Below are 20305 nucleotides of genomic sequence, written 5' to 3'. Positions count from 1 at the left end.
GGCACCGCCCATGGTCGCGGAAGGGCCCTGCGAAGTCAAAGCAACCCAGGGCCCTCCACCCCGATTTCGGGAGGGCGAAAACGACCTCAGCGCACGTCCAGCACGAAGGACTGGGACGGCACGCCCGGCAGCCCTGCGGGCTCCGCGAGCGCCGGGTCCAGCTCGTTGGGCAGCCGCCAGGTCTGCCCCGTGGACTGCAGCAGGGTGATGCTGTAGCGGCCCGGGGGCACGGCCGCGAGCGGCGCGGGCGCGGCGGGGTCGCGCGCGTCCAGCGCCTGCGGGCGGATGGCCACCACCAGCTGCGGGACGAAGACGGGCTGCGGGCGGATGCGCCCCTGCTCATCCAGCAGGGCAGGGAGCAGGGGGTCGGCCACCAGGCCGGCCGCCAGCACCACCGCGTCCGGCTTGCCGTCCTTGCCGCCGCTCGCGCGCGCGTAGTCCACGCCCTCCGCGTCCACCACGCCGTCGCGGTTGAGGTCGTTCTCGTCCACGTAGCCCGTCACGCCCTCCGCCAGCTTGCGCACGATGACGCGGGGCCAGGCGATGTCCGGCACGCCGTCGCTGTTGGCGTCGTCCGGGAGGCCGTCCTTGTTGGCATCCGCGAGCTGCACCCAGAAGCCGGGAGGCCGCTGGTCCACCGCGCCGGTGAGCACCTGCGGCGTGAGCGTCAGCAGCTTCGTCGGCGTGCTGGCGGTGTTGAACTCGCGCGGATCCGCGGTCTGGAACGCGGGCCGGTCGAAGGGCACCGTGGCCGAGTCCGAGAAGGACACGGACACGCCGGTGAGCGGCTGGGGCCAGCCGTCCGCGTCCGTGGTGATCTCCAGGACGCGCGTGGCGCTGGTGATGGGGTCCACCGCGCCGCCGCCCACGTCGCCCGCGTTGGGCTCGGAGGTGACGCCGTACCAGGGGTTGAAGTCGGGCACGTGGCAGGGCTGGGGCATGCTCCGGCAGGTGTCCGCGTCGATGAAGCCGCGCAGGATGTAGCGGCCCGGGTCCACGAGGCTCAGCGCGAACGGCGCGGTGAACGGGCCCGGGGAGTTGTCCCCCAGCGACGCGCCGAACAGCTCCGCGGCGGTGACGACGGTGAAGGCCCGAGGCCGGCCGGAGCCCGCGGGCGGCGGCGGGTTGGCCGCGTCGTAGAGGAACACGATGGCGTTGCCGCGCGCGCGCGACTGCACCACCAGGTTGCCCTCGATGCGGGCGGAGCGCGTGTGCTGGCGGCCGTCCGCGGTGGGCACCACGTCCGGGACATCACAGCCGCCGGACAGCAGCGACGTCAGCGCGAAGGCGAGGAGGGGAAGGGCGCGCTTCATGGGGTCACCGTGAGGTTGGCGAACACGCGCCGCTCGATGCGGTTGCCGAAGGGGTGCTCCGCGTGGCTGCCACCGAGCTGGCTGCCCTGCAGCGCCACGGAGACGAAGTCCTTCACCACGGTGTAGCCCACGCGGGCGTTGACGACGGTGTACGCGGGGAGGTTGTTGGCGATGAGGGCCACGCGCGTCGGGTCGGACGCGGAGGGCTCGCGCTCCACCCAGGTGGTGGAGGAGGTGAACGCCGCTTCGATGCCGAACTCCAGGTCCGTGCGCGTGCGGTAGGTGATGCCGCCGAAGAGCCGGAAGGCCGGTGTCTGGCTGCACGTGCCGCACTGGCCGTCGTCCGGCAGGTCGGAGCTGATGTGCTGGTACGCGGCGCTCGCCTTCACGCCCAGGCCGTCGATGGGGGACACGTTGATGCCCGCCTCGACGCCGCGCGCGGTGTAGATGGCGGCCTCGTTGGTGAACATGGAGCGGCCCAGCAGGTAGCTCCCGGTGCCGCGGTCATAGGACTCGCCGGCGGGCAAAGGCTGCACGGGCGACAGCGCGATGAGGTCCTTCACCGTGTTCTGGTAGAGGGCCACGTCCCAGTCCAGGCCCAGGCGCGGGGACTCACCGCGCCAGCCCAGCTCCAGCGCGTTGAGGCGCTCGGGGCGCAGCGTCCGGTTGCCGGTGGTCAGCAGGCTCACGCCGTTGACGCCCGGCACGGGCACCGGCAGCCGGGTGTAGCTCTCCAGGAACGTGGGCTCGCGGAAGGCGGTGGCCACGGACGCGCGGAAGGCGTGCCCTTCAATGGGCTGGAACACCGCGGACAGGCGCGGGGACTGCGCGAGGCCCGGGTTGCCCTTGTCGAGCAGCGGGTGCCGGTCCACGCGGTAGCTGACGATGAGGCGCAGCGGCTGCACGATGTGCCAGTCGTCCTGGACGAAGGCCGCCGCGTGGAACTCCTCGCGCAGGTCGTCCAGGTAGGTGAAGGCCACGCGCTTCAAGCGGCCCTCCACGCCGATGTTCACCTGGTGCTCGCCCGCAAGCTCGAAGCCGCGCGCGTACAGCGCTTCACCGTTGAAGACGTTGGAGGCCACCTGGATGCCCAGCGAGCGCTGACCAATGGCCTCGTACTGGGGGCCCGCGTCGCCGGACAGGTGGTTCCAGAACGCCTTGAGCTTCACCGCGCCCAGCTCCACGTCGGCCTTGGCGTACGCGCCCAGGCCGTCGATGTAGTAGTTGCGCAGCAGGCCCAGCGGATAGATCTCCGTGAGGTAGCGGTGCACGCCGCCGGAGAGGCCAATCGAGCGGCCCTCCTGGAACGTGTAGACCGTGGACAGGTTGGCGCGGGCTCCGCGCACCCCCAGGTCCGGATCCGCGGGCCCCTCCACGGCGAAGTCCGGGCGGCCGCTCGCGTAGTCGCGGGTCCACTTGTCCTCCTGGCGGTACGCGGCGGACGCGCGGTAGCGCAGGTCGCCGCTCTGGCCGTGGCTGACGAAGGAGCCCTGCACGGTGTTGCCGCCACCGCCCATGACGCCGAAGCGCGCGCGCCGGCCGGTGCCGGGGGCCTGGGTGATGATGTTGATGACGCCCAGCATGGCGTTGGCGCCGTACAGCGCGCTGCCCGGGCCGCGGATGACCTCGATGCGGTCAATCTCCTCCAGGCCGATGGGCAGCCCCGCCCACAGCGTGAGGCCGAGGAAGTCCTGGTACTCGGTGCGGCCGTCCACCAGCACCAGCACCTTGTTGGCCAGGCGCTGGTTGAAGCCGCGCAGGCTGACGTTGGCGCTGCCCACGCCCATGGCCATCACGTCCGCGCCGGGCACGCGGCGCAGGAGCTCCGGCAGCGTGGTGGCGCCGGACAGGCGGATGTCCTCCGCGGTGATGACGGTGGTGGCGTTGGGCGCCTCCAGCGAGGACTGGGCGCGGCGGCTCGCCGTCACCACGCGCTCTTCGTACGGCACCAGGCCCTGGTCCCCGGAGGTGTCGCCGGAGCCGGCGCTGCCGCTGGAGGTGGCACCGGTGGCGGGCGCGGCCGCGGGCTGCGGGGCCTGGGGCTGGGCGGAGATGGACTCCGCGCGGGCCACGGCCTTCTCCAGCCGCTCCATGAGCGCGGCCAGCTGCTGCTGGGCCTGGATGCTCGTGGGGGGCGGCGGGGGCATGGGCAGGCCGGTGGCGCTGCCCGACGTGCCCGCCTGGGTGCCGGGAGCGGGCGCCTCCGCCTGCGCGGCCTGGCGCGTGGCCTCCAGGCGCGCGACCTGGGCCTGCACGCTGGCGGCGTCCGGCGGGTTGGAGGCGAGGTAGCGCTTGTAGGCATCCAGCGCTTCCTCCAGCCGGCCCGCGTCCTGGTACGCCCGGGCGATGTTGTAGAGGACGCTGGGGTGCGGCTTGATGTTGTAGGCCTCTTCCAACTCGGCGATGCCTTCATCGAACTGCTTCTGCTCGATGAGGTTCATGCCATTGCGGAAGTGGCGGCGCGCTTCGAGGCGCGCGTCCGCCAGGGCCTCGGTCGCGCAGAGACACAGCGCGAGGAGCGCTCCACGTCGGAAGGCTGTCGGGGGATTCACTGGTACGGATTGTCCTTGTACTTGGAAGAAGCGGGGGCCGGGGGGGCGGGCTTGGGAGCCTGCTTCTTGATGCGCGTCAGCTTGATGGAAACGGGCACGGTGCTCCCCGGCTCTCCCGAGTAGACCTTGCTGAGGGGCTGGTAGCCCTCCAGCTCGAACGACACCTCCACGTCCGCCAGGCCTGGTCCATCCGGAGTGTAGGTGACGACCACCGGGGTGGTGCCGCGCACCTTGCCGGCGACCTTCACCTCCGCGCCCTGGGGCTCGCTGTCCACGTCGAAGCGGATGGGCCGGAGGATGGCCGGGTGCGGCGCCACGGCGGGAGCCTCCGCGACGGCGGCGGGCTCGCGCGCGGGCGGCGGCGCGGCGGGCGTGCGCGCCACGGGCGCGGACGGCAGCTCCTCCGCTGGCGGCTTCTGGGGCCCGCGCAGCACGAAGAAGCCCGCCACGCCCAGGCCCACGAGCAGGGACGCGCCGAAGAGGGCGATGCCCAGGCCCTTGCCGGACTTCTTCTCCGCGAGGCCGCCGCCCTCGTCCACGGAGATGTCCAGCGCCATGGTGTTGGGCGCGGGCGTGGGGCCGGAGCCCAGGTGGTGGGGGCCGGTGTGGATGCCGCTGTGCGGACCGCTGTGGGGGCCGGAGCCCACCGCGTTGAGGCCGGTGCGCGTGGCGAAGACGCCGCTGACGCCGGACGCGGACGCCGCGGCGCGCATGCCCTGGAGCACGGCGTCCATGGACGCGTAGCGGTCCACGGGGCGCTTGGCCAGGCACTTCATCACCAGCGACTCCACCTCCGCGGGCACGTTGTGGTCCGGCCACACGGTGTGGAAGGGGGGCGGCGGGTCGTTGATGTGCTTGACGATGACGTCGATGCTCTGCGCCGCCTGGAAGGGCGGGCGGCCCATCAGCGTCTGGTAGAGCACCACGCCCAGGCTGTACACGTCGCTGCGCGGGTCCGCGATGTTGCGCGCCTGCTCCGGCGCCATGTACTGCGGCGAGCCCAGGATGACGCCCGCCTGCGTGAGGGTGGTGTCCTCCTTCATCGCGGCGTCGCCCGCGAAGGACTTCACCAGGCCGAAGTCCAGGACCTTGACCACGTCGTGGTCGGACTCCTGGTTGAGGATCATCACGTTGGCGGGCTTGAGGTCGCGGTGGATGAGGCCGACCTTGTGCGCCTCGCGCAGCGAGCGGGCCACCTGCTGGCCAATGGCGAGCGCGCGCTCCCACGGCAGCGGCCCTTCCTGGGTGAGCAGCTGCGACAGCGTCAGCCCCTCCAGGTACTCCATGGCGATGTAGTAGATGCCGTCTTCCGTCTTGCCGTAGTCGATGACGGTGACGGTGTTCGGATGGCGCAGCTTCGCGGTGACGCTGGCCTCCAGGAAGAAGCGCTTCTGGAAGCCGGGGTCCTTGCCCTCGCCGCTGTACTGGGGGTTGAGGACCTTGAGCGCCACCAGCCGGTCCAACGGCGCCTGCATGGCCTTGTAGACGCGGCCCATGCCTCCGGCGCCAAGCGTCTCCAGGATGCGGAAGCGCTCGTTGAGGATCCGCCCGAGCAGGGGATCCGGCACGTCGGCGGGCGCGCCCTGGCGGCGGGCGTCGCTTTCGATCATGTGTTCCCCCAAGGCGAAGAGAAGAACGGCATACGTCGTTTCGGACCCGGCGGATGCTAGCACCGCCTTTGAAAACCGCCCAAGAGACGTGCCGCTATCTTCGCGGCGCCCCGGCGCCGAGTTTCCGGCCCGCGCCGCACGCCCGTCCTCCCGCACCTCCCGTCCTGCCGCGTCCCCGGTGGCTTTGGGAAAACGCGGAAATCAGCGTCCGTTGCCGCACAGAGCGCGGTGGTCGGCGCGTTGCGTCATCCCCGGTGGAGGGGGCGCGGGCGGGTTAGGGTTTCCGGCATGAATGCCCAGCTGTCCGCGCTGTTGTCGTCGGCGCCGCGCCATCCGCGGCGGGTGGTGTGCATGACGGAGGAGACGACGGAGGTGCTCTACCGCATTGGCGCGGGGGACCTGGTCGTCGGCGTGTCGGGGTTCACGGTGCGGCCGCCGGAGGCGCGCAAGAAGCCGAAGGTCAGCTCGTTCCTGGACGCGAACTTCGAGCGCATCCTGGAGCTGAAGCCGGACCTGGTGCTGGGCTTCAGCGACCTGCAGGCGGACATCGGCCGGGAGCTGTGCAAGCGCGGGGTGCCCGTGTACCTGTTCAACCAGCGCTCCCTCGCCGAGATCCTCCAGGCCGTGCGGCTGACGGGCGCGCTGGTGGGGCGCGCGGAGCCCGCGGAGGCACTGGCGGAGGAGCTGGAGAAGAACCTGGAGCGTCACTCGGACGCGGCGCAGTCGCTGCCGAAGCGGCCGCGCATCTTCTTCGAGGAGTGGCACGAGCCGCTCATCTCCGGCATCCGCTGGTGCTCGGAGCTGGTGGAGGTGGTGGGTGGGGTGGACGTGTGCCAGGAGTCGCGCGCGTCGCAGGGCGCGAAGGGGCGCATCTTCGACCCGGCGGAGGTGGCGAAGCGCGACCCGGAGGGCGTCATCGCCAGCTGGTGCGGGCGCAAGGCGAAGCGCGAGAAGATCGTCGCCCGGCCGGGTTGGGAGGGCGTGCGCGCGGTGCTGGACGACCAGCTCTACGAGGTCAAGAGCACGTACATCCTCCAGCCAGGGCCGGCGGCGCTTTCGGACGGGGTGGATCAGCTGGCCCGCATCGTGGCGGCCATTGCCCGGGGGGAGAAGCTGCCCATGGCCCGGCCGGGAGACCTGCGCACGGCGCTGGAGTGAGTGGGGCTGGCGGCAGGCGCGGCGCGTGACAGGATGCGCGCGTGCCGCTCTCCCTGCCCGTCCTGCTGGTCACCGTGCTCGCCGCGACCGGCGCTCCGGCGGGACAGACCTCCCCTTCCGATACGCCGCTGCCGCCCGCGCCGGATGGCTCGGGCAAGCCCCAGGAGGTCGTGCCTCCGGACGCGCCCGTGCGCTCGCCGGATGATGAGCCCTCGGGCGTGTCGAACACGGAGGTCGCCGCGCCACCGCGCGCGGAGCAGGTCCCGGTGGGGCCGGAGGGCACGCAGGCGCCCGTGGCCACCACGGAAGCCGAGAGCACGAAGAACTACGAGGACGCGCTCATCGCCTGGGGCCTGGGCGAGGTCGAGCGCCAGGTGGAGCCCGCGCCCGAGGGCAAGGTGCTGGAGGAGGTGCTCGTCACCGCGGAGGAGGTGGTCGCGCCGACGGATCCGTATCCCTCGTTCCTCAACATCTTCCACGTCCGCACCCGCGACGAGGTTGTCCGCCGGGAGGTGCTGATCTCGCCGGGGCAGCCGTACTCGGAGGCGCTCGTCGCGGAGTCGGTGCGCAACCTGCGCAAGCTGGGCCTGTTCTCCGTCGTGCGCGCGGTGCCGGTGAAGGGCAGTGCGCCGGACAAGGTCGCGCTGCTGCTGGTGACCAAGGACCTGTGGTCGCTCCGGCTCAACAACGAGTTCTCCGCCGTGGGCTCGCTGTTGCTCTACCTGCGCCTTCAGGGCACGGAGCAGAACTTCCTGGGGCGCGGCAAGAAGGTGGCGCTGGACTTCATCATGCGCCTGGACACGTTCAGCTTCGGCCAGAGCTACACGGACAAGCGCGTGCTCGGCAGCCGCTGGTCGCTGACGGAGTCCGCCGCGGTGCTGATCAATCGCGACACGGGCCGCGCGGAGGGCTCTCGCGGGAGCCTCGTGGTCAGCCGGCCGCTGTACTCGCTGGCGACGCCGTGGAGCCTGAGCACGTCCGTGGCGTGGAACATGGAGACCGCGCGGCAGTTCCGGGGCGCGGACATCTGGCAGCTCCCGTTCCCGGACGGCGACCCCATCCCGTACGTCTACAACACGCGCGAGGTGGCCGCGGGCGCCACGTACACGCGCTCCTACGGGCAGCGCTACAAGTGGAACGTGGGCATGGGCGCGGGGGCCTACCACTACGCCTACGCCGCGCCGGTGGCGTCCCACCTCACCGACGCGCAGACGGACTGGTTCCGCCGCAACTACCTGCCGCGCGCGGAGGACGCGGGGTACGCGAACTTCTCCCTCAGCGCCTTCGAGGCCCGCTACGACGTCCTTCGCAACGTGGACTCGTACACGCTGTCGGAGGACTTCCAGTTGGGGCACTCGGTGGTGGCCACGCTGCGCTACGCGCCGCCGGTGTTCCCGTCCGCGGCGCACTTCGTGGAAAGCGGCCTGTCCGTGCGCTACCGCGTGCACTGGGGCGACGCGCTCACCACCGCGTCCGCGGCCGCGTCCATCCGCCAGCAGTTCAGCGCGAGCCAGCCCGGCGTGAAGGAGGGTTGGACGAACCGCCGCTGGGCCGCGGAGCTGGTGCAGGTGTCGCCGCGCGTCCTTGGCGGGCGCTTCGTGGCGCGCGGCCTGCTGGACGTGAACATCGACGACCTGTCCGAGCGCGTGAGCCTGCTGGGCGGCAGCAACGGCCTGCGCGGCGCGGCGGTGGATGCGTACTCCGGCAAGCGGCTGCTGCTGGTGAACCTGGAGTACCGCACCGCGCCCGTCGTGGTGCGCACGGTGCACCTGGGCGGCGTGCTCTTCGTCGACTCCGGCAGCGCGTTCAACAAGCGGCCGGAGATGGTGACCACGGTGGGCGTGGGCCTGCGGCTCTTGTTCCCGCAGTTCAACGTGTTCCCGTTCCGCATCGACTTCGGCTACGTGCTCAACGGCGACCGTCCCCCGGTGGGCAGCCGCCTGTCGCTCAGCAGCGGGCAGGTGACGGACTACCGGCCCACGTTCCTCGACTCGCCTTGACTTTTCTCAGGGCGGCTCGACGCGCAGCAGCTCGCGGAAGAGGACGTCCGCCACGTCGCGGAACAGCTCGCCGGACGCGAGCAGCCCGCCGCAGTGGTGCGGCTCGCGCGCGAGCGTCAGCGCCACCGCCTTGCCCAGCACCGCGTCCCAGAAGGGCTCCGAGTCGGGCGGCAGGAGGAACTCGCGGATGACGGACTTCGGCCACGGCAGCACGGTGGTGGGGTCCGCGTCGCTCAGGCTGGTGAAGCAGTCCAGGTCCAGGTCCAGCAGCACGGCGGACGCGGCCTCCAGGACGTCGCGCACCGCGTCCGTGGGGCCGGGGTGCAGGTACGCCTCCGCCGCGCGGTCCACCGTCGTCACCGTCACGATGCGGTGCGAGCGGCCGCGCGTGTCCACGTAGGTGTCCCCGGAGAAGGAGCCCCGGGGCCGGGTGCGCGCGATGAGCAGCGCGTCACCGACGAGGTTCGCCTCCATGGCCGCGAGGATGTGGTCGTAGTTGCGCACGTCCAGGCGCCACCGCGTGTGTTCATCCAAGGCGCGCAGGCCGGCGGAGCGGTCCGGCATGTCCGCGGGGCGCTCGGGCACCACGATGTCCAGGTGCCGGTCCAGCGTGACGAGCAGGGCAGGGGGCCCCTCATCGCCGAGCGCACAGGCCCATGCGGGCAGTGCGAGCCGATGCGGGTCGAACACATACGCATCCGTCGGGCCCCGGCCTCCGCCCAGCCCCAACCGCACCACGCCCGCGAGGCGCAGGTGGCGCAGGGCAACGTCATCATTTGGGTTCATGCGGGAGGAAATCCCCTCCAGACTCCGGCGTTCGAGACGTGTCCCATCTTGCCGCGAAAGGAGCCCCGTCCCGCGGGGTTCAATCACGCATGCGTCCATTCGTCACCGTCGCGCTGCTCCTCCTGGGGATGCCCGTCCTGGCCCAGGAGCATTCGTCCTTCCTTCGCCAGTACGCCGAGACAGGGCGGTTCATGAACGGGAGGCCCGTGGGTGCGCGCATCACCCCCGACGAGAAGTCCGTCCTCTTCCTGCGCACGTCCCCCACGTCCAACGTGCGGATGCTCTACGCGTTCGACGTGGCCAGCGGACAGACGCGAGAGCTGCTCACGCCCGAGGCCCTGCTCAAGGGCGCGGAGGAGACCCTGTCCCCCGAGGAGAAGGCCCGCCGCGAGCGCATGCGCGTCAGTGCCCGGGGCTTCACGTCCTACGACCTCTCCGAGGACGGAACGCGCCTGCTGGTGCCTCTGGCCGGACGGCTCTACGCGGTGGACCGCGCGACGGGGAAGTCCACGGAGCTCAAGACGGGCCCCGGCGTCATCGACCCGAGCCTGTCACCGGACGGCAAGCAGGTGGCCTACGTCCGTGACCACGACGTCTACCGGGTGGACCTGAACGCCAATCAGGAGAAGCGCGTCACGCAGGGCGGGACGGCGGACAAGACGCACGGCCTGGCGGAGTTCGTGGCGCAGGAGGAGATGAACCGCTTCTCCGGCTACTGGTGGAGCCCGGACTCGAAGTTCATCGCCTATGCGGAGTCCGACACGTCCGGCGTGGAGAAGCTCACCGTCGTGGACGTGATGCACCCGGAGCAGCCCGGGGCAACCTTCCCCTATCCACGCGCGGGCAAGGCCAACGCGAAGGTGCGCCTGGGCATCACGCCCGTCACGGGTGGCAAGACGGTGTGGGCGCAGTGGGACGCGGCGAAGTACCCCTACCTGGCCACGGTGAAGTGGGACAAGGGCGGGCCGCTGACGTTGCTCGTGCAGAACCGGCCCCAGACGGAAGAACAACTGCTCGCGGTAGATCCGGCGACGGGCAAGACGCGCGTGCTCCTCACGGAGAAGGACGCGGCGTGGATCGACCTGCACCAGGAGTTCCCGGTGTGGCTGGAGGATGGCTCCGGCTTCCTCTGGTACACCGACCGCAACGGCGCTTCGGAAGTGGAACTGCGCAAGGCCAACGGGGACCTGGACCGCTCCGTGGTGAAGCCGGGCGTCGGCTTCCGGAGCCTCTCCCGCTTCGTCCAGGCGGACCAGACGCTGTTCTTCAATGGCGACCCGAACCCCACCGAGAGCCACCTGTGGCGCGTGAAGCTCGGAGGGTCGCCGGAGCGGGTGGACACGGGCACCCGCGGTTCCGCGGAAGAGGGCGGCCTCGTCTCCAAGGACGGGGGGCTCATCGTCCTCAGCAGGCAGAGCCCCAAGACCATGCCTCGCATGCTGGTGCTCAAGGGCAATGGCTCGATGCTGGGCGAACTGCCTTCCGTCGCCCAGGAGCCCCCCTTCACGCCGGACTTCGAGGTGCGTCAGGTGGGCGCGAGGAGGTTCTGGACGTCGCTGGTGAAGCCGCGTGACTTCAAGCCCGGCAAGAAGCTGCCCGTCATCGTGGACATCTACGGCGGCCCCATCAAGACCATGGTGCATCAGTCCATGGCCGTGCACCTGCTCGACCAGTGGATGGCGGATCAGGGCTTCCTGGTGGTGCGGGTGGACGGGCGCGGCACGCCGCTTCGCACCGCCGAGTGGAACCGCGCGGTGAAGCACGACTACGCCACCCCCATCCTGGAGGACCAGATGGATGCGATGCGGGCCCTGGCGAAGGAGGTGCCAGAGATGGACCTGGGCCGCGTGGGCATCTTTGGCTGGAGCTTCGGTGGATACATGTCCGCCCTGGCGGTGATGAAGCACCCGGACTTCTTCAAGGCCGGCGTCGCGGGTGCTCCGGTGACGGACTGGCTCGACTACGACACGCACGCGACCGAGCGTTACCTGGGCCTCCCCGAGGAGAGCCCCCAGGCCTACGAAGTCAACAGCCTGCTGACCTACGCGAAGAAGGAGGGGCCCATCGGCGCGCTGCTGGTGGTTCACGGCACCGCGGACGACAACGTGTACTTCCTCCACGCGCTGAAGCTGTCGGATGCCCTCTTCCGCGCGGGCAAGCCGCACCAGTTCCTGCCCCTGTCCGGCCTCACGCACATGGTGGCGGACCCGCTCGTCATGGAGCGTCAGTACGAGCGCGTCATCGCCCACTTCCAGCAGAACCTGAAGTAGCGGGAAGGTCCAGGTGCCGCGGGCGCCGCCCGCTTCCCGTGGGAATCCTCACCAGGGCCGGACGTTGGGAGGGCCGCGCGGCGGCCGGAGTGTAGGCTTGCCCGCACCTTCTCGCGAAAGGAGCCCCGCCTCGCGCGGGGATTCAGCTACGCATGCGTCAGGTCCTCACCGCCGCCGCGCTCCTCCTCATGAGCAGCGCCCCCTCCATCGCCCAGGAGCGCAAACCCTCCGCCATGGCCCCTTCGCAAAAGCAGCCGGACACCTTCCTGCGCCAGTACGCCGAGACGCGCCGCTTCCAGAGCGGGCGCCCGGTGGGCACGCGCATCACCCCTGACGAGAAGTCCGTCCTCTTCCTGCGCACGTCCCCCACGTCCAACGTGCAGATGCTCTACGCGTTCGACGTGGCCGGCGGCCAGGCGCGTGAGCTGCTCACTCCGGAGGCCCTGCTCAAGGGCGCCGAGGAGACCCTGTCCCCCGAGGAGAAGGCCCGCCGCGAGCGCATGCGCGTGAGCGCCCGGGGCTTCACCTCCTACAGCCTCTCCGAGGACGGCACCCAGCTGCTGGTGCCCCTCTCCGGCCGCCTCTACGTGGTGGACCGCGCGACGGGGAAGTCCACGGAGCTCAAGACGGGCCCCGGCGTCATCGACCCGCGCCTGTCGCCGGACGGCAAGCAGGTGGCCTACGTCCGGGACCACGACGTCTACCGGGTGGAGCTCTCCAACAACCAGGAGAAGCGCGTCACGCAGGGCGGGACGGCGGACAAGACGCACGGCCTGGCGGAGTTCGTGGCGCAGGAGGAGATGAGCCGCTTCTCCGGCTACTGGTGGAGCCCGGACTCGAAGTCCATCGCGTACACGGAGTCCGACACGTCCGACGTGGAGAAGCTCACCATCGTGGACGTGATGCACCCGGAGAAGGGCGGGGACGTGTTCCCGTACCCGCGCCCCGGCAAGGCCAACGCGAAGGTGCGCCTGGGCATCACGCCCGCCGCCGGCGGCAAGACGGTGTGGGCGCAGTGGGACGCGGCGAAGTACCCCTACCTGGCCACGGTGAAGTGGGACAAGGGCGGGCCGCTGACCCTCGTGGTGCAGAACCGCCTCCAGACGGAGGAGCAGGTGCTCGCGGTGGACCCCGCCACGGGCAAGACGCGCGTGCTCCTCACGGAGAAGGACAACGCGTGGGTGGAGCTGGCCCAGGACTTCCCGCTGTGGCTGGAGGATGGCTCCGGCTTCCTCTGGTACACCGAGCGCAACGGCGGCGCGGAGGTGGAGCTGCGCAAGGCCAACGGTGAGCTGGACCGCTCCGTGGTGAAGCCGGACGCGGGCTTCCGCAACCTCGCCCGCTTCGTCCAGGCGGACAAGACGCTCTTCTTCACCGGCGGCCCCAACCCCACCGAAAGCCACCTGTGGCGCGTGAAGTCCGGCGGCGCTCCGGAGCAGGTGTCCACCGGCACCACCGGCCCGGCCGTGGAGAACGGCCTCGTCTCCAAGAACGGCGGCCTCATCGTCCTCAACACCCAGGGCCCCAAGAGCATGCCGCGCACGCTGGTGCTCAAGGCCGACGGCACGAAGCTGGGCGAGCTGCCCGAGGTGGCGCAGGAGCCGCCCTTCACGCCGAACTTCGAGGTGCGCCAGGTGGGCCCGAAGAAGTTCTGGACCTCGCTGGTGAAGCCGCGCGACTTCAAGCCCGGCCAGAAGCTGCCCGTCATCGTGGAGGTCTACGCGGGCCCCACCGTCACCGTCGTGCACCAGTCCATGGCCGCGCACCTGCTCAGCCAGTGGTTCGCGGACCACGGCTTCCTGGTGGTGAAGGTGGACGGGCGCGGCACGCCGCTGCGCACCTCCGACTGGAACCGCGCGGTGAAGCACGACTTCGCCACCGTCACCCTGGATGATCAGATTGAGGCGGTGCAGGCCCTGGCGAAGGAGGTGCCGGAGATGGACTTGAGCCGCGTGGGCATCACCGGCTGGAGCTTCGGCGGCTACATGGCCGCGCTGGCCGCGCTGAAGCGCCCGGACTTCTTCAAGTCCGCCGTGTCCGGCGCCCCGGTGGTGGACTGGCGCGACTACGACACGCACTACACCGAGCGCTACCTGGGCCTGCCCGAGGAGAGCCCCCAGGCCTACGAGGTCAGCAGCCTGCTGACGTACGCGAAGAAGGACAGCCCCATTGGGGCCCTGCTGCTCATCCACGGCACCGCGGATGACAACGTGTACTTCTTCCACACGCTGAAGCTGTCGGATGCCCTCTTCCGCGCGGGCAAGCCGCACCAGCTGCTGCCGCTGTCCGGCCTCACGCACATGGTGCCGGACCCCGTCGTCACCGAGCGCCAGTACGAGCGCGTCATCGCCCACTTCGAGCAGACCCTGAAGAAGTAGGCCGCGCGGCGCCACGCCTGGAAGAAGGAGAGGCCCGGAACCCCACCGCGGGTCCGGGCCTCTTTGACTTCAACCAGTCCGTGGGGAATGGCTGAGGACGCGAATCAGGCGGCGCGAACGTTCTGCGCCTGCAGGCCCTTCGGGCCCTTGGTGACTTCGAACTCCACCTTCTGGCCCTCGGCCAGGGTGCGGAAACCATCCATGTTGATGGCGGTGTGGTGGCAGAACACGTCCTCGCCGCCGCCGTCCTGGGTGATGAAGCCGAAGCCCTTCGCGTCGTTGAACCACTTCACGGTACCAGTTGCCATTGCGCTTCCTTGCGTTTGCAGGGCAGCCGTGGGGAAGGCCACCCGTTCTGCCCGACGACCGGGGAGACGGCTCTAGTTGTAGTGAAAGGGCCGACTGGAAGTCCAGCCGGCCCACGGGAATTGCCCGTCTTGCGTCCCCGCTCCAGGCGCGGAGTGTCCGTCAGATGTCGAGAAGCAGGCGCTCCGGGTCCTCGATGCACTCCTTCACGCGCACGAGGAACTGCACCGCCTCACGGCCGTCCACCAGGCGGTGGTCGTACGTCAGGGCGATGTACATGATGGGCCGGATGACCACCTGGCCGTCGCGGGCCACGGGGCGCTCCACGATGTTGTGCATGCCCAGGATGCCCGTCTGCGGCGGGTTCAGGATGGGCGTGGACAGCATGGAGCCGAAGATGCCGCCGTTGGTGATGGTGAACGTGCCACCCGTGAGGTCCGCCATCGTCAGCTTGTCGTTGCGCGCACGGCCGCCGTAGTCACCGACCGTCTTCTCCAGCTCCGCGAGCGACAGCTTGTCCGCGTCACGCACCACCGGCACCACCAGACCGCGGCTGCCGCTCACGGCCACGCCGATGTCGTAGTAGTGCTTGAAGATGACGTCCTCGCCGTCGATCTCCGCGTTGATCTGCGGGAACGCCTTGAGGGCCTCCACGGACGCGCGGATGAAGAAGCTCATGAACCCGAGCTTCACCCCGTGCTTCGCCTGGAACTTGTCGTTGTACTTCTTGCGGAGCGCCATCACCTCGCCCATGTCCACCTCGTTGAAGGTGGTGAGCATGGCGGCGGTGGACTGCGCCTGGATGAGGCGCTCGGCCACGCGCTTGCGCAGGGGCGTCATGCGCACGCGCTCCTCGCGCGCGGCGTTGGGGCGGGGGCCGGACGGCGCGGCCGGGGCCGGGGCGGCGGCCGGGCGGTTCAGCTGACCCTGCACGTCCTCCTTCATGATGCGGCCACCGGCGCCGGAGCCCTTCAGCTGGCCCACGTCCACCCGGTTCTCCTCCGCCATCTTCCTGGCGGTGGGGGTGATGCGCGTGTCGCTGGCCACCGGAGCGGCCGGCGCGGCCACCGGCGCCGCGGCCTGGGCGGGCGCGGGCGTGGCGGCGGCCACGGCGGGAGCGCCCGCGCCGGCACCGGCCTCGATGGTGCCCAGCACGTCACCCACGCGGACCTTGTCGCCCTCCTTGAAGGCGATGGACGCGATGCTGCCGGCGGCGGGGGCCGGCACGTCGATGGTGACCTTGTCGGTCTCCAGCACGACGAGCGGCTCGTCCGCGGCGACGGACTCACCCTGCTTCTTGTTCCACTTGCCGACGACGGCCTCGGTGATGGATTCGCCGAGCGGGGGGACTTTCAGTTCAACGGCCATTCTGGGGTCCTCGGAGGATGGCTTCTTCGATGATGAGCTGCTGCTCGTAGTCGTGCGTCTTCGTGAAACCGGTGGCGGGGCTGGCGGCCTCGGCGCGGCCGATGTAGCCCAGCTTCACCGTCTGCTGCTGCGAACGGCCGGAGAGCAGGTCGTGCAGGTGGGGGAACATGAAGTGCCAGCCGCCCGCGTTGCGCGGCTCCTCCTGCACCCAGTACAGCTCCTGGAGCGCCGGCAGCTTCGCCACCAGCTTCGCCAGCTCGTCCTGCGGGAACGGGTAGAGCTGCTCCACGCGCACGATGGCGATGGAGTCGTCCTTGCGCTCGTCCCGGGCCTTGGCCAGGTCGTAGTACACCTTGCCGCTGCACAAGAGCAGCCGCTTCACCTTCGCGGGGTCCGCCTTCGCGTCCGGGATGACTTCCTGGAACGCGCCCGTGGCCAGCTCGTCCATGCGGCTGGTCGCCTCCGGACGGCGCAGGAGGCTCTTGGGCGACATGATGATGAGCGGCTTGCGCACGGGGCGCAGCACCTGGCGGCGCAGCAGGTGGAAGATCTGCGCGGGCGTGGTGGGGTAGCAGACCTGGAGGTTGTCCTCGGCGCACAGGTCCAGGAAGCGCTCCAGGCGCGCGCTGGAGTGCTCCGGGCCCTGGCCTTCGTAGCCGTGCGGCAGCAGCAGCGTGATGCCGCTCAGCCGCCGCCACTTGCTCTCCGCCGCGGCGATGAACTGGTCGATGATGATCTGCGCGCCGTTGGCGAAGTCACCGAACTGCGCCTCCCACAGCGTGAGGCCGTCCGGCACGTCCAGGCTGTAGCCGTAGTCGAAGCCCAGCACGCCCATCTCCGACAGCGGGCTGTTGTAGACGTTGAAGGTCGCCTTGCCGGAAGCGAACTGGCGCAGGGGCACGTACTCCTCGCCCGTCTGCGTGTCGTGCAGCACCGCGTGGCGGTGGCTGAAGGTGCCGCGCTCGCTGTCCTGGCCGGACAGGCGGATGCCGTAGCCCTCCGACAGGAGCGTCGCGTACGCCAGCGACTCGCCCTCGCTCCACTGCAGCTCCTCGCTCTCCAGCATGCCCTGGCGCTTCTTGAGCACCGTGCGCTCCACGTCGCGGTGGACGTTGAAGCCCTCCGGCGCCGTGGCCAGCTTCTGGAGCGCGTCACGCAGGGTGGGCTTGGCCACCGCCGTGGACACCTGGGGCGCGTTCTTCAGCAGGCCGCCCTTGTAGGGCTTCCACAGGCCCTCCAGCGCGTTGGGCTCCTTGAACTGGCTCTCCTGGCGGGCGCGGGTGAGCGCCGCGTCGAAGTCCTGGAAGCAGCGCTGCTTGATGGCGTCCGAGTCCTCCGCGCTGATGCGGCCCGCTTCCGCCAGCGCCTTCGCGTAGAGCGCGCGCACCGGCGGGTGCTTGCGGATGAGGTCGTACATCGCCGGCTGGGTGAAGGACGGGTCGTCGCCCTCGTTGTGGCCGTAGCGGCGGTAGCAGATGAGGTCGATGACCACGTCGCTCTTGAACGTCTGGCGGTACTCGGCCGCCAGCCGCGCCGCGTGCACGCACGCCTCCGGGTCATCCCCGTTCACGTGGAACACCGGGATGTCCAGCATCTGCGCGATGGCGGTGGAGTAGATGCTGGTGCGCGAGTCCGACGGGTCGGTGGTGAAGCCCACCTGGTTGTTGATGACGATGTGGACCGTGCCGCCCGTGGTGTAGCCCTTGAGGCCGGAGAAGTTGAGCGTCTCCGACGTGATGCCCTGGCCGATGAAGGCCGCGTCGCCGTGGATGAGCAGCGGCATCACCTGCGTGCGCTCGGTGTCCCCGCCGCGGTCCTGCTTGGCGCGCACGCGGCCCTCCACCACGGGGCCCACGCACTCCAGGTGGCTGGGGTTGAACGCCAGCGACAGGTGCACGTTCTTGCCCGAGCGCGTGGCGTGGTCCGACGAGAAGCCCATGTGGTACTTCACGTCGCCGCGGCCCAGGTACGCCTTGGGGTCCTTGGGGCCGTCGAACTCGCTGAAGATCTGATCCGGCTTCTTGCCCAGGATGTTGGTCAGCACGTTGAGGCGGCCGCGGTGGGCCATGCCGATGACCAGCTCCTTCAGCCCCATGCTGCTGCCGACCTCCAGCATCGCGTCCAGCATGGGGATGAGGGCCTCGCCGCCATCCAGGCTGAAGCGCTTGGCGCCCACGTACTTCGTGTGCAGGAAGTTCTCGAAGCCCTCCGCGTAGGAGAGCTTGGTGAGGATGTGCCGCTGCTCCTCCACGGAGAACTGCGTGCGGTTCTCGCTGTGCTCCATGCGCTGCATGAGCCAGCGGCGACGCTCGCTGTCGAGCATCTGCATGAACTCCACGCCGATGTGGCTGGAGTACGTGCGGCGCAGGCGCGTGACGAGCTCCGACAGGCGCACGCGCTGCTGCGGGAAGACGTTGTTGCACTCGACCGCCTGCTCCATCTCCTTCGCGGAGAAGTGGTTCTCGTCCATCAGCGCCACGTCCGCCACGTGGCCCAGCTGCGGGCGGGGACGCTCCAGCGGATCCAGCGTCGCGCGCAGGTGGCCGCGCAGGCGGAAGGCGGTGATGGCCTGATCCACCTTCGACTGCAGCCCCATGTCCTGCGCCGGAGCGGCAGGGGCCTGGGGCGCCGCGGCGGCGGCCGGAGCGGCGGCGCCGTTCGCCTTGCCCTTGCCCTTGCCCTCCTTGCCTTCCGGTGCGGCGGGTGTCGGAGCCTCCAGCAACTTCGTGTTGAAGATGGGGCGGCCCGTGCCGTTGTTGCGCTCGAACACCTCGCGCCAGCTCGCGTCCACGCTGCCCGGATTCTCGAGGAAGCGCGCGTAGAGCCCCTCGATGAAGTCGATGTTTCCACCCGAGAGGAAACTGTCCTGGAAATTCGCCATGGCGAGGGTCTTTTACTGGATGGGCGCTGCGTTGGGGGGTTTTCGCCTCAGGTTTGTTGAACCGCGTCGTGCCCGGCTGGCAGGCTTCACTCAAGGGAGCAGATGGAGTCATGCCCCGCGTGAGCGCAGCTTCACTGAATTCCGGATTCCCTCGGGCTCGGCGGGGCTCAAAGAAGGCCCCGGGGCCCTGGTCATGCTGAACAGGCGTACATCCGGGGGCGAACGGGACGGGGGCCAGGGGCCCCCAACGACCGTTCAGGAGTGGTAAGCACACGCCCCCTCTTTCCCACCTCTTTCAGAAACGTACCGACATGCTCCTCCAGGGCAAGAACCTGCTCATCACCGGCGTGCTCACCCCGCAGTCGTTGGCCTTCGGCGTCGCGGAGCACGCGATCGCGCAGGGCGCGGAAGTCATCCTCACCGGGTTCGGCCGGGCGAAGTCCCTCACCGAGCGCAGCGCGAAGCGGCTCAAGCCCGGCACGGAGGTGCTGGAGCTGGACGTGACGAACCCGGCGCACTTTCCGGCGCTGACGGAGGCGCTGCGGCAGAAGTGGGGCCGCGTGGACGGCGTGCTGCACGCCATCGCGTTCGCGCCGGAGGACGCGCTGGGCGGCAACTTCCTCAACACGCCGTGGGAGAGCGCGCAGACCGCGTTCCGCATCTCCGCCTTCTCCGTGAAGGAGCTGGCGGTGGCGTGCGCGCCGCTGATGACCCAGGGCGGCTCCATCGTGGCGCTGGACTTCGACAACCGGCAGGCGTGGCCCATCTACGACTGGATGGGGGTGTGCAAGGCGGCCATGGAGGCCACCGTGCGCTACCTGGCGCGCGACCTGGGCCCCAAGGGCATCCGGGTGAACGCGCTCGCGGCCGGCCCCCTGGCCACCGTGGCGGCCAAGGGCATCCCGGGCTTCAAGGCGCTGGCCCAGTACTGGGGGAAGCAGGCGCCGCTGGGCTGGAGCGACAAGGACAGCCATGACCACGTGGCGAAGACGGCCTGTGCACTCCTGTCGGACTGGCTCTCCTCCACCACGGGCGAGATGATTCACGTGGACGGCGGCTACCACGCGGTGGGCGCACCCCCGGTGGACACCGTGGAACCGCCAGAAGGGGTCCCCGCGACCCCCGCGCCGAAGGAAGGCTGAGGCCATCCGACCTTTTTCGGAGAGTCCAGACATTCGCCTGCCAGGCTCCCCGGCGGACGGGGGCCCCCCGCTTCCGCCCGTCGGAGCGCTCACGGTAGGATTCCCCATGCAGCGCAGGCATCTCCCGCACGTCGCGGAGCCTGCGCGAGGAGCCGTGGCACAGTGAGCACCAACGTCTTGCTGGTGGACGACAGCCCGACCGTCCGCAACATCCTCAAGATCTACCTGATGAACCTCAGGGTCAGCATCGTCGAGGCGGAGGACGCGCAGCGCGCGTTGCAGCTGTTGCGGCTGGTGCCGGTGAGCGTGGTGATCGCCGACATCAACATGCCGAACATGGATGGCATCACCTTCGTGAAGGAGGTCCGCGCGAGCGCCCAGGCGCAGGTGCAGAAGGTGCCGGTCATCCTGCTGACGGCGGAGAAGGGCGAGGACCTGCGCCAGCGCGGCTCGGCGGCGGGGGCCAACGCCTTCATCCAGAAACCGGTGTCGCACGACGAGCTGACCAAGACGGTGCGTCAGTTCCTGAACGGGGCCTGAA

At 70.1% G+C, this 20305-nt stretch carries 13 protein-coding genes; 6 read left to right on the top strand and 7 right to left on the bottom strand.

The window, feature by feature from the left end; all coding sequences use genetic code 11:
• Positions 1-86: 86 nt before the first annotated feature.
• The 3 genes from KYK13_RS31885 to KYK13_RS31875 are packed head-to-tail and all read right to left on the bottom strand — an operon-like array spanning position 87 to position 5475.
• A complete protein-coding gene (locus KYK13_RS31885) occupies positions 87-1313 on the bottom strand; it encodes a hypothetical protein (RefSeq protein ID WP_223637482.1) in 1227 nt (408 codons plus the stop codon).
• Positions 1310-3865, bottom strand: a complete 2556-nt coding sequence (locus tag KYK13_RS31880; protein ID WP_223637479.1) for a TonB-dependent receptor domain-containing protein — start codon at positions 3863-3865, stop codon at positions 1310-1312. Before KYK13_RS31880 ends, KYK13_RS31885 begins: the two co-directional genes overlap by 4 nt.
• Positions 3862-5475 (bottom strand): serine/threonine-protein kinase, encoded by a 1614-nt coding sequence (locus tag KYK13_RS31875; protein ID WP_223637476.1) that lies wholly within the window; start codon positions 5473-5475, stop codon positions 3862-3864. The genes KYK13_RS31880 and KYK13_RS31875 overlap by 4 nt, the downstream gene beginning before the upstream one ends.
• 288 nt (positions 5476-5763) lie before the next feature.
• Here KYK13_RS31875 and KYK13_RS31870 point away from each other — a divergent pair, with 288 nt between their 5' ends.
• The gene (locus KYK13_RS31870; RefSeq protein ID WP_223637473.1) at positions 5764-6633 is read left to right on the top strand and encodes an ABC transporter substrate-binding protein; all 870 of its coding nucleotides are present in this window, start codon (positions 5764-5766) and stop codon (positions 6631-6633) included.
• A gap of 41 nt (positions 6634-6674) precedes the next feature.
• On the top strand, positions 6675-8633 hold the full coding sequence (locus tag KYK13_RS31865; RefSeq protein WP_223637471.1) for a BamA/TamA family outer membrane protein: 1959 nt from the start codon (positions 6675-6677) through the stop codon (positions 8631-8633).
• Between the two features lie 6 nt (positions 8634-8639).
• Here KYK13_RS31865 and KYK13_RS31860 read toward each other — a convergent pair whose 3' ends face one another.
• The gene (locus tag KYK13_RS31860) at positions 8640-9419 is read right to left on the bottom strand and encodes a UPF0489 family protein (protein ID WP_223637469.1); all 780 of its coding nucleotides are present in this window, start codon (positions 9417-9419) and stop codon (positions 8640-8642) included.
• Positions 9420-9508: 89 nt separating this feature from the next.
• Here KYK13_RS31860 and KYK13_RS31855 point away from each other — a divergent pair, with 89 nt between their 5' ends.
• Both KYK13_RS31855 and KYK13_RS31850 read left to right on the top strand, forming a co-directional pair.
• Positions 9509-11689 (top strand): S9 family peptidase, encoded by a 2181-nt coding sequence (locus KYK13_RS31855; RefSeq protein ID WP_223637467.1) that lies wholly within the window; start codon positions 9509-9511, stop codon positions 11687-11689.
• A 152-nt stretch (positions 11690-11841) separates the two neighbouring features.
• Positions 11842-14067, top strand: coding sequence for a S9 family peptidase (locus KYK13_RS31850; RefSeq protein WP_223637465.1), 2226 nt, complete (start codon positions 11842-11844; stop codon positions 14065-14067).
• 104 nt (positions 14068-14171) lie between these two features.
• Here KYK13_RS31850 and KYK13_RS31845 read toward each other — a convergent pair whose 3' ends face one another.
• From KYK13_RS31845 to KYK13_RS31835, 3 genes are all read right to left on the bottom strand, one after another.
• On the bottom strand, positions 14172-14375 hold the full coding sequence (locus KYK13_RS31845) for a cold-shock protein (protein WP_014397260.1): 204 nt from the start codon (positions 14373-14375) through the stop codon (positions 14172-14174).
• A 160-nt stretch (positions 14376-14535) separates the two neighbouring features.
• A complete protein-coding gene (gene odhB, locus KYK13_RS31840; RefSeq protein WP_223637463.1) occupies positions 14536-15741 on the bottom strand; it encodes a 2-oxoglutarate dehydrogenase complex dihydrolipoyllysine-residue succinyltransferase in 1206 nt (401 codons plus the stop codon).
• Entirely contained in the window at positions 15731-18622 is a 2892-nt protein-coding gene (locus KYK13_RS31835; RefSeq protein WP_223637461.1) for a 2-oxoglutarate dehydrogenase E1 component, read from the bottom strand. Before KYK13_RS31835 ends, odhB begins: the two co-directional genes overlap by 11 nt.
• A gap of 311 nt (positions 18623-18933) precedes the next feature.
• Between KYK13_RS31835 and fabI the strand changes: the two genes are divergently transcribed.
• Both fabI and KYK13_RS31825 read left to right on the top strand, forming a co-directional pair.
• Complete coding sequence (fabI, locus tag KYK13_RS31830) at positions 18934-19764, top strand: enoyl-ACP reductase FabI (RefSeq protein ID WP_223637459.1); 831 nt, start codon at positions 18934-18936, stop codon at positions 19762-19764.
• A 162-nt stretch (positions 19765-19926) separates the two neighbouring features.
• Complete coding sequence (locus tag KYK13_RS31825; protein WP_223637456.1) at positions 19927-20304, top strand: response regulator; 378 nt, start codon at positions 19927-19929, stop codon at positions 20302-20304.
• Position 20305 lies beyond the last annotated feature (1 nt).

Origin of the sequence: Corallococcus sp. EGB, from assembly GCF_019968905.1 — a bacterium.
In the GTDB taxonomy this organism is placed as follows: Bacteria; Myxococcota; Myxococcia; order Myxococcales; family Myxococcaceae; genus Corallococcus.
The sequence above is the reverse complement of the archived record's forward strand: the minus strand, read 5'-3'. Positions and strand labels throughout refer to the sequence as shown.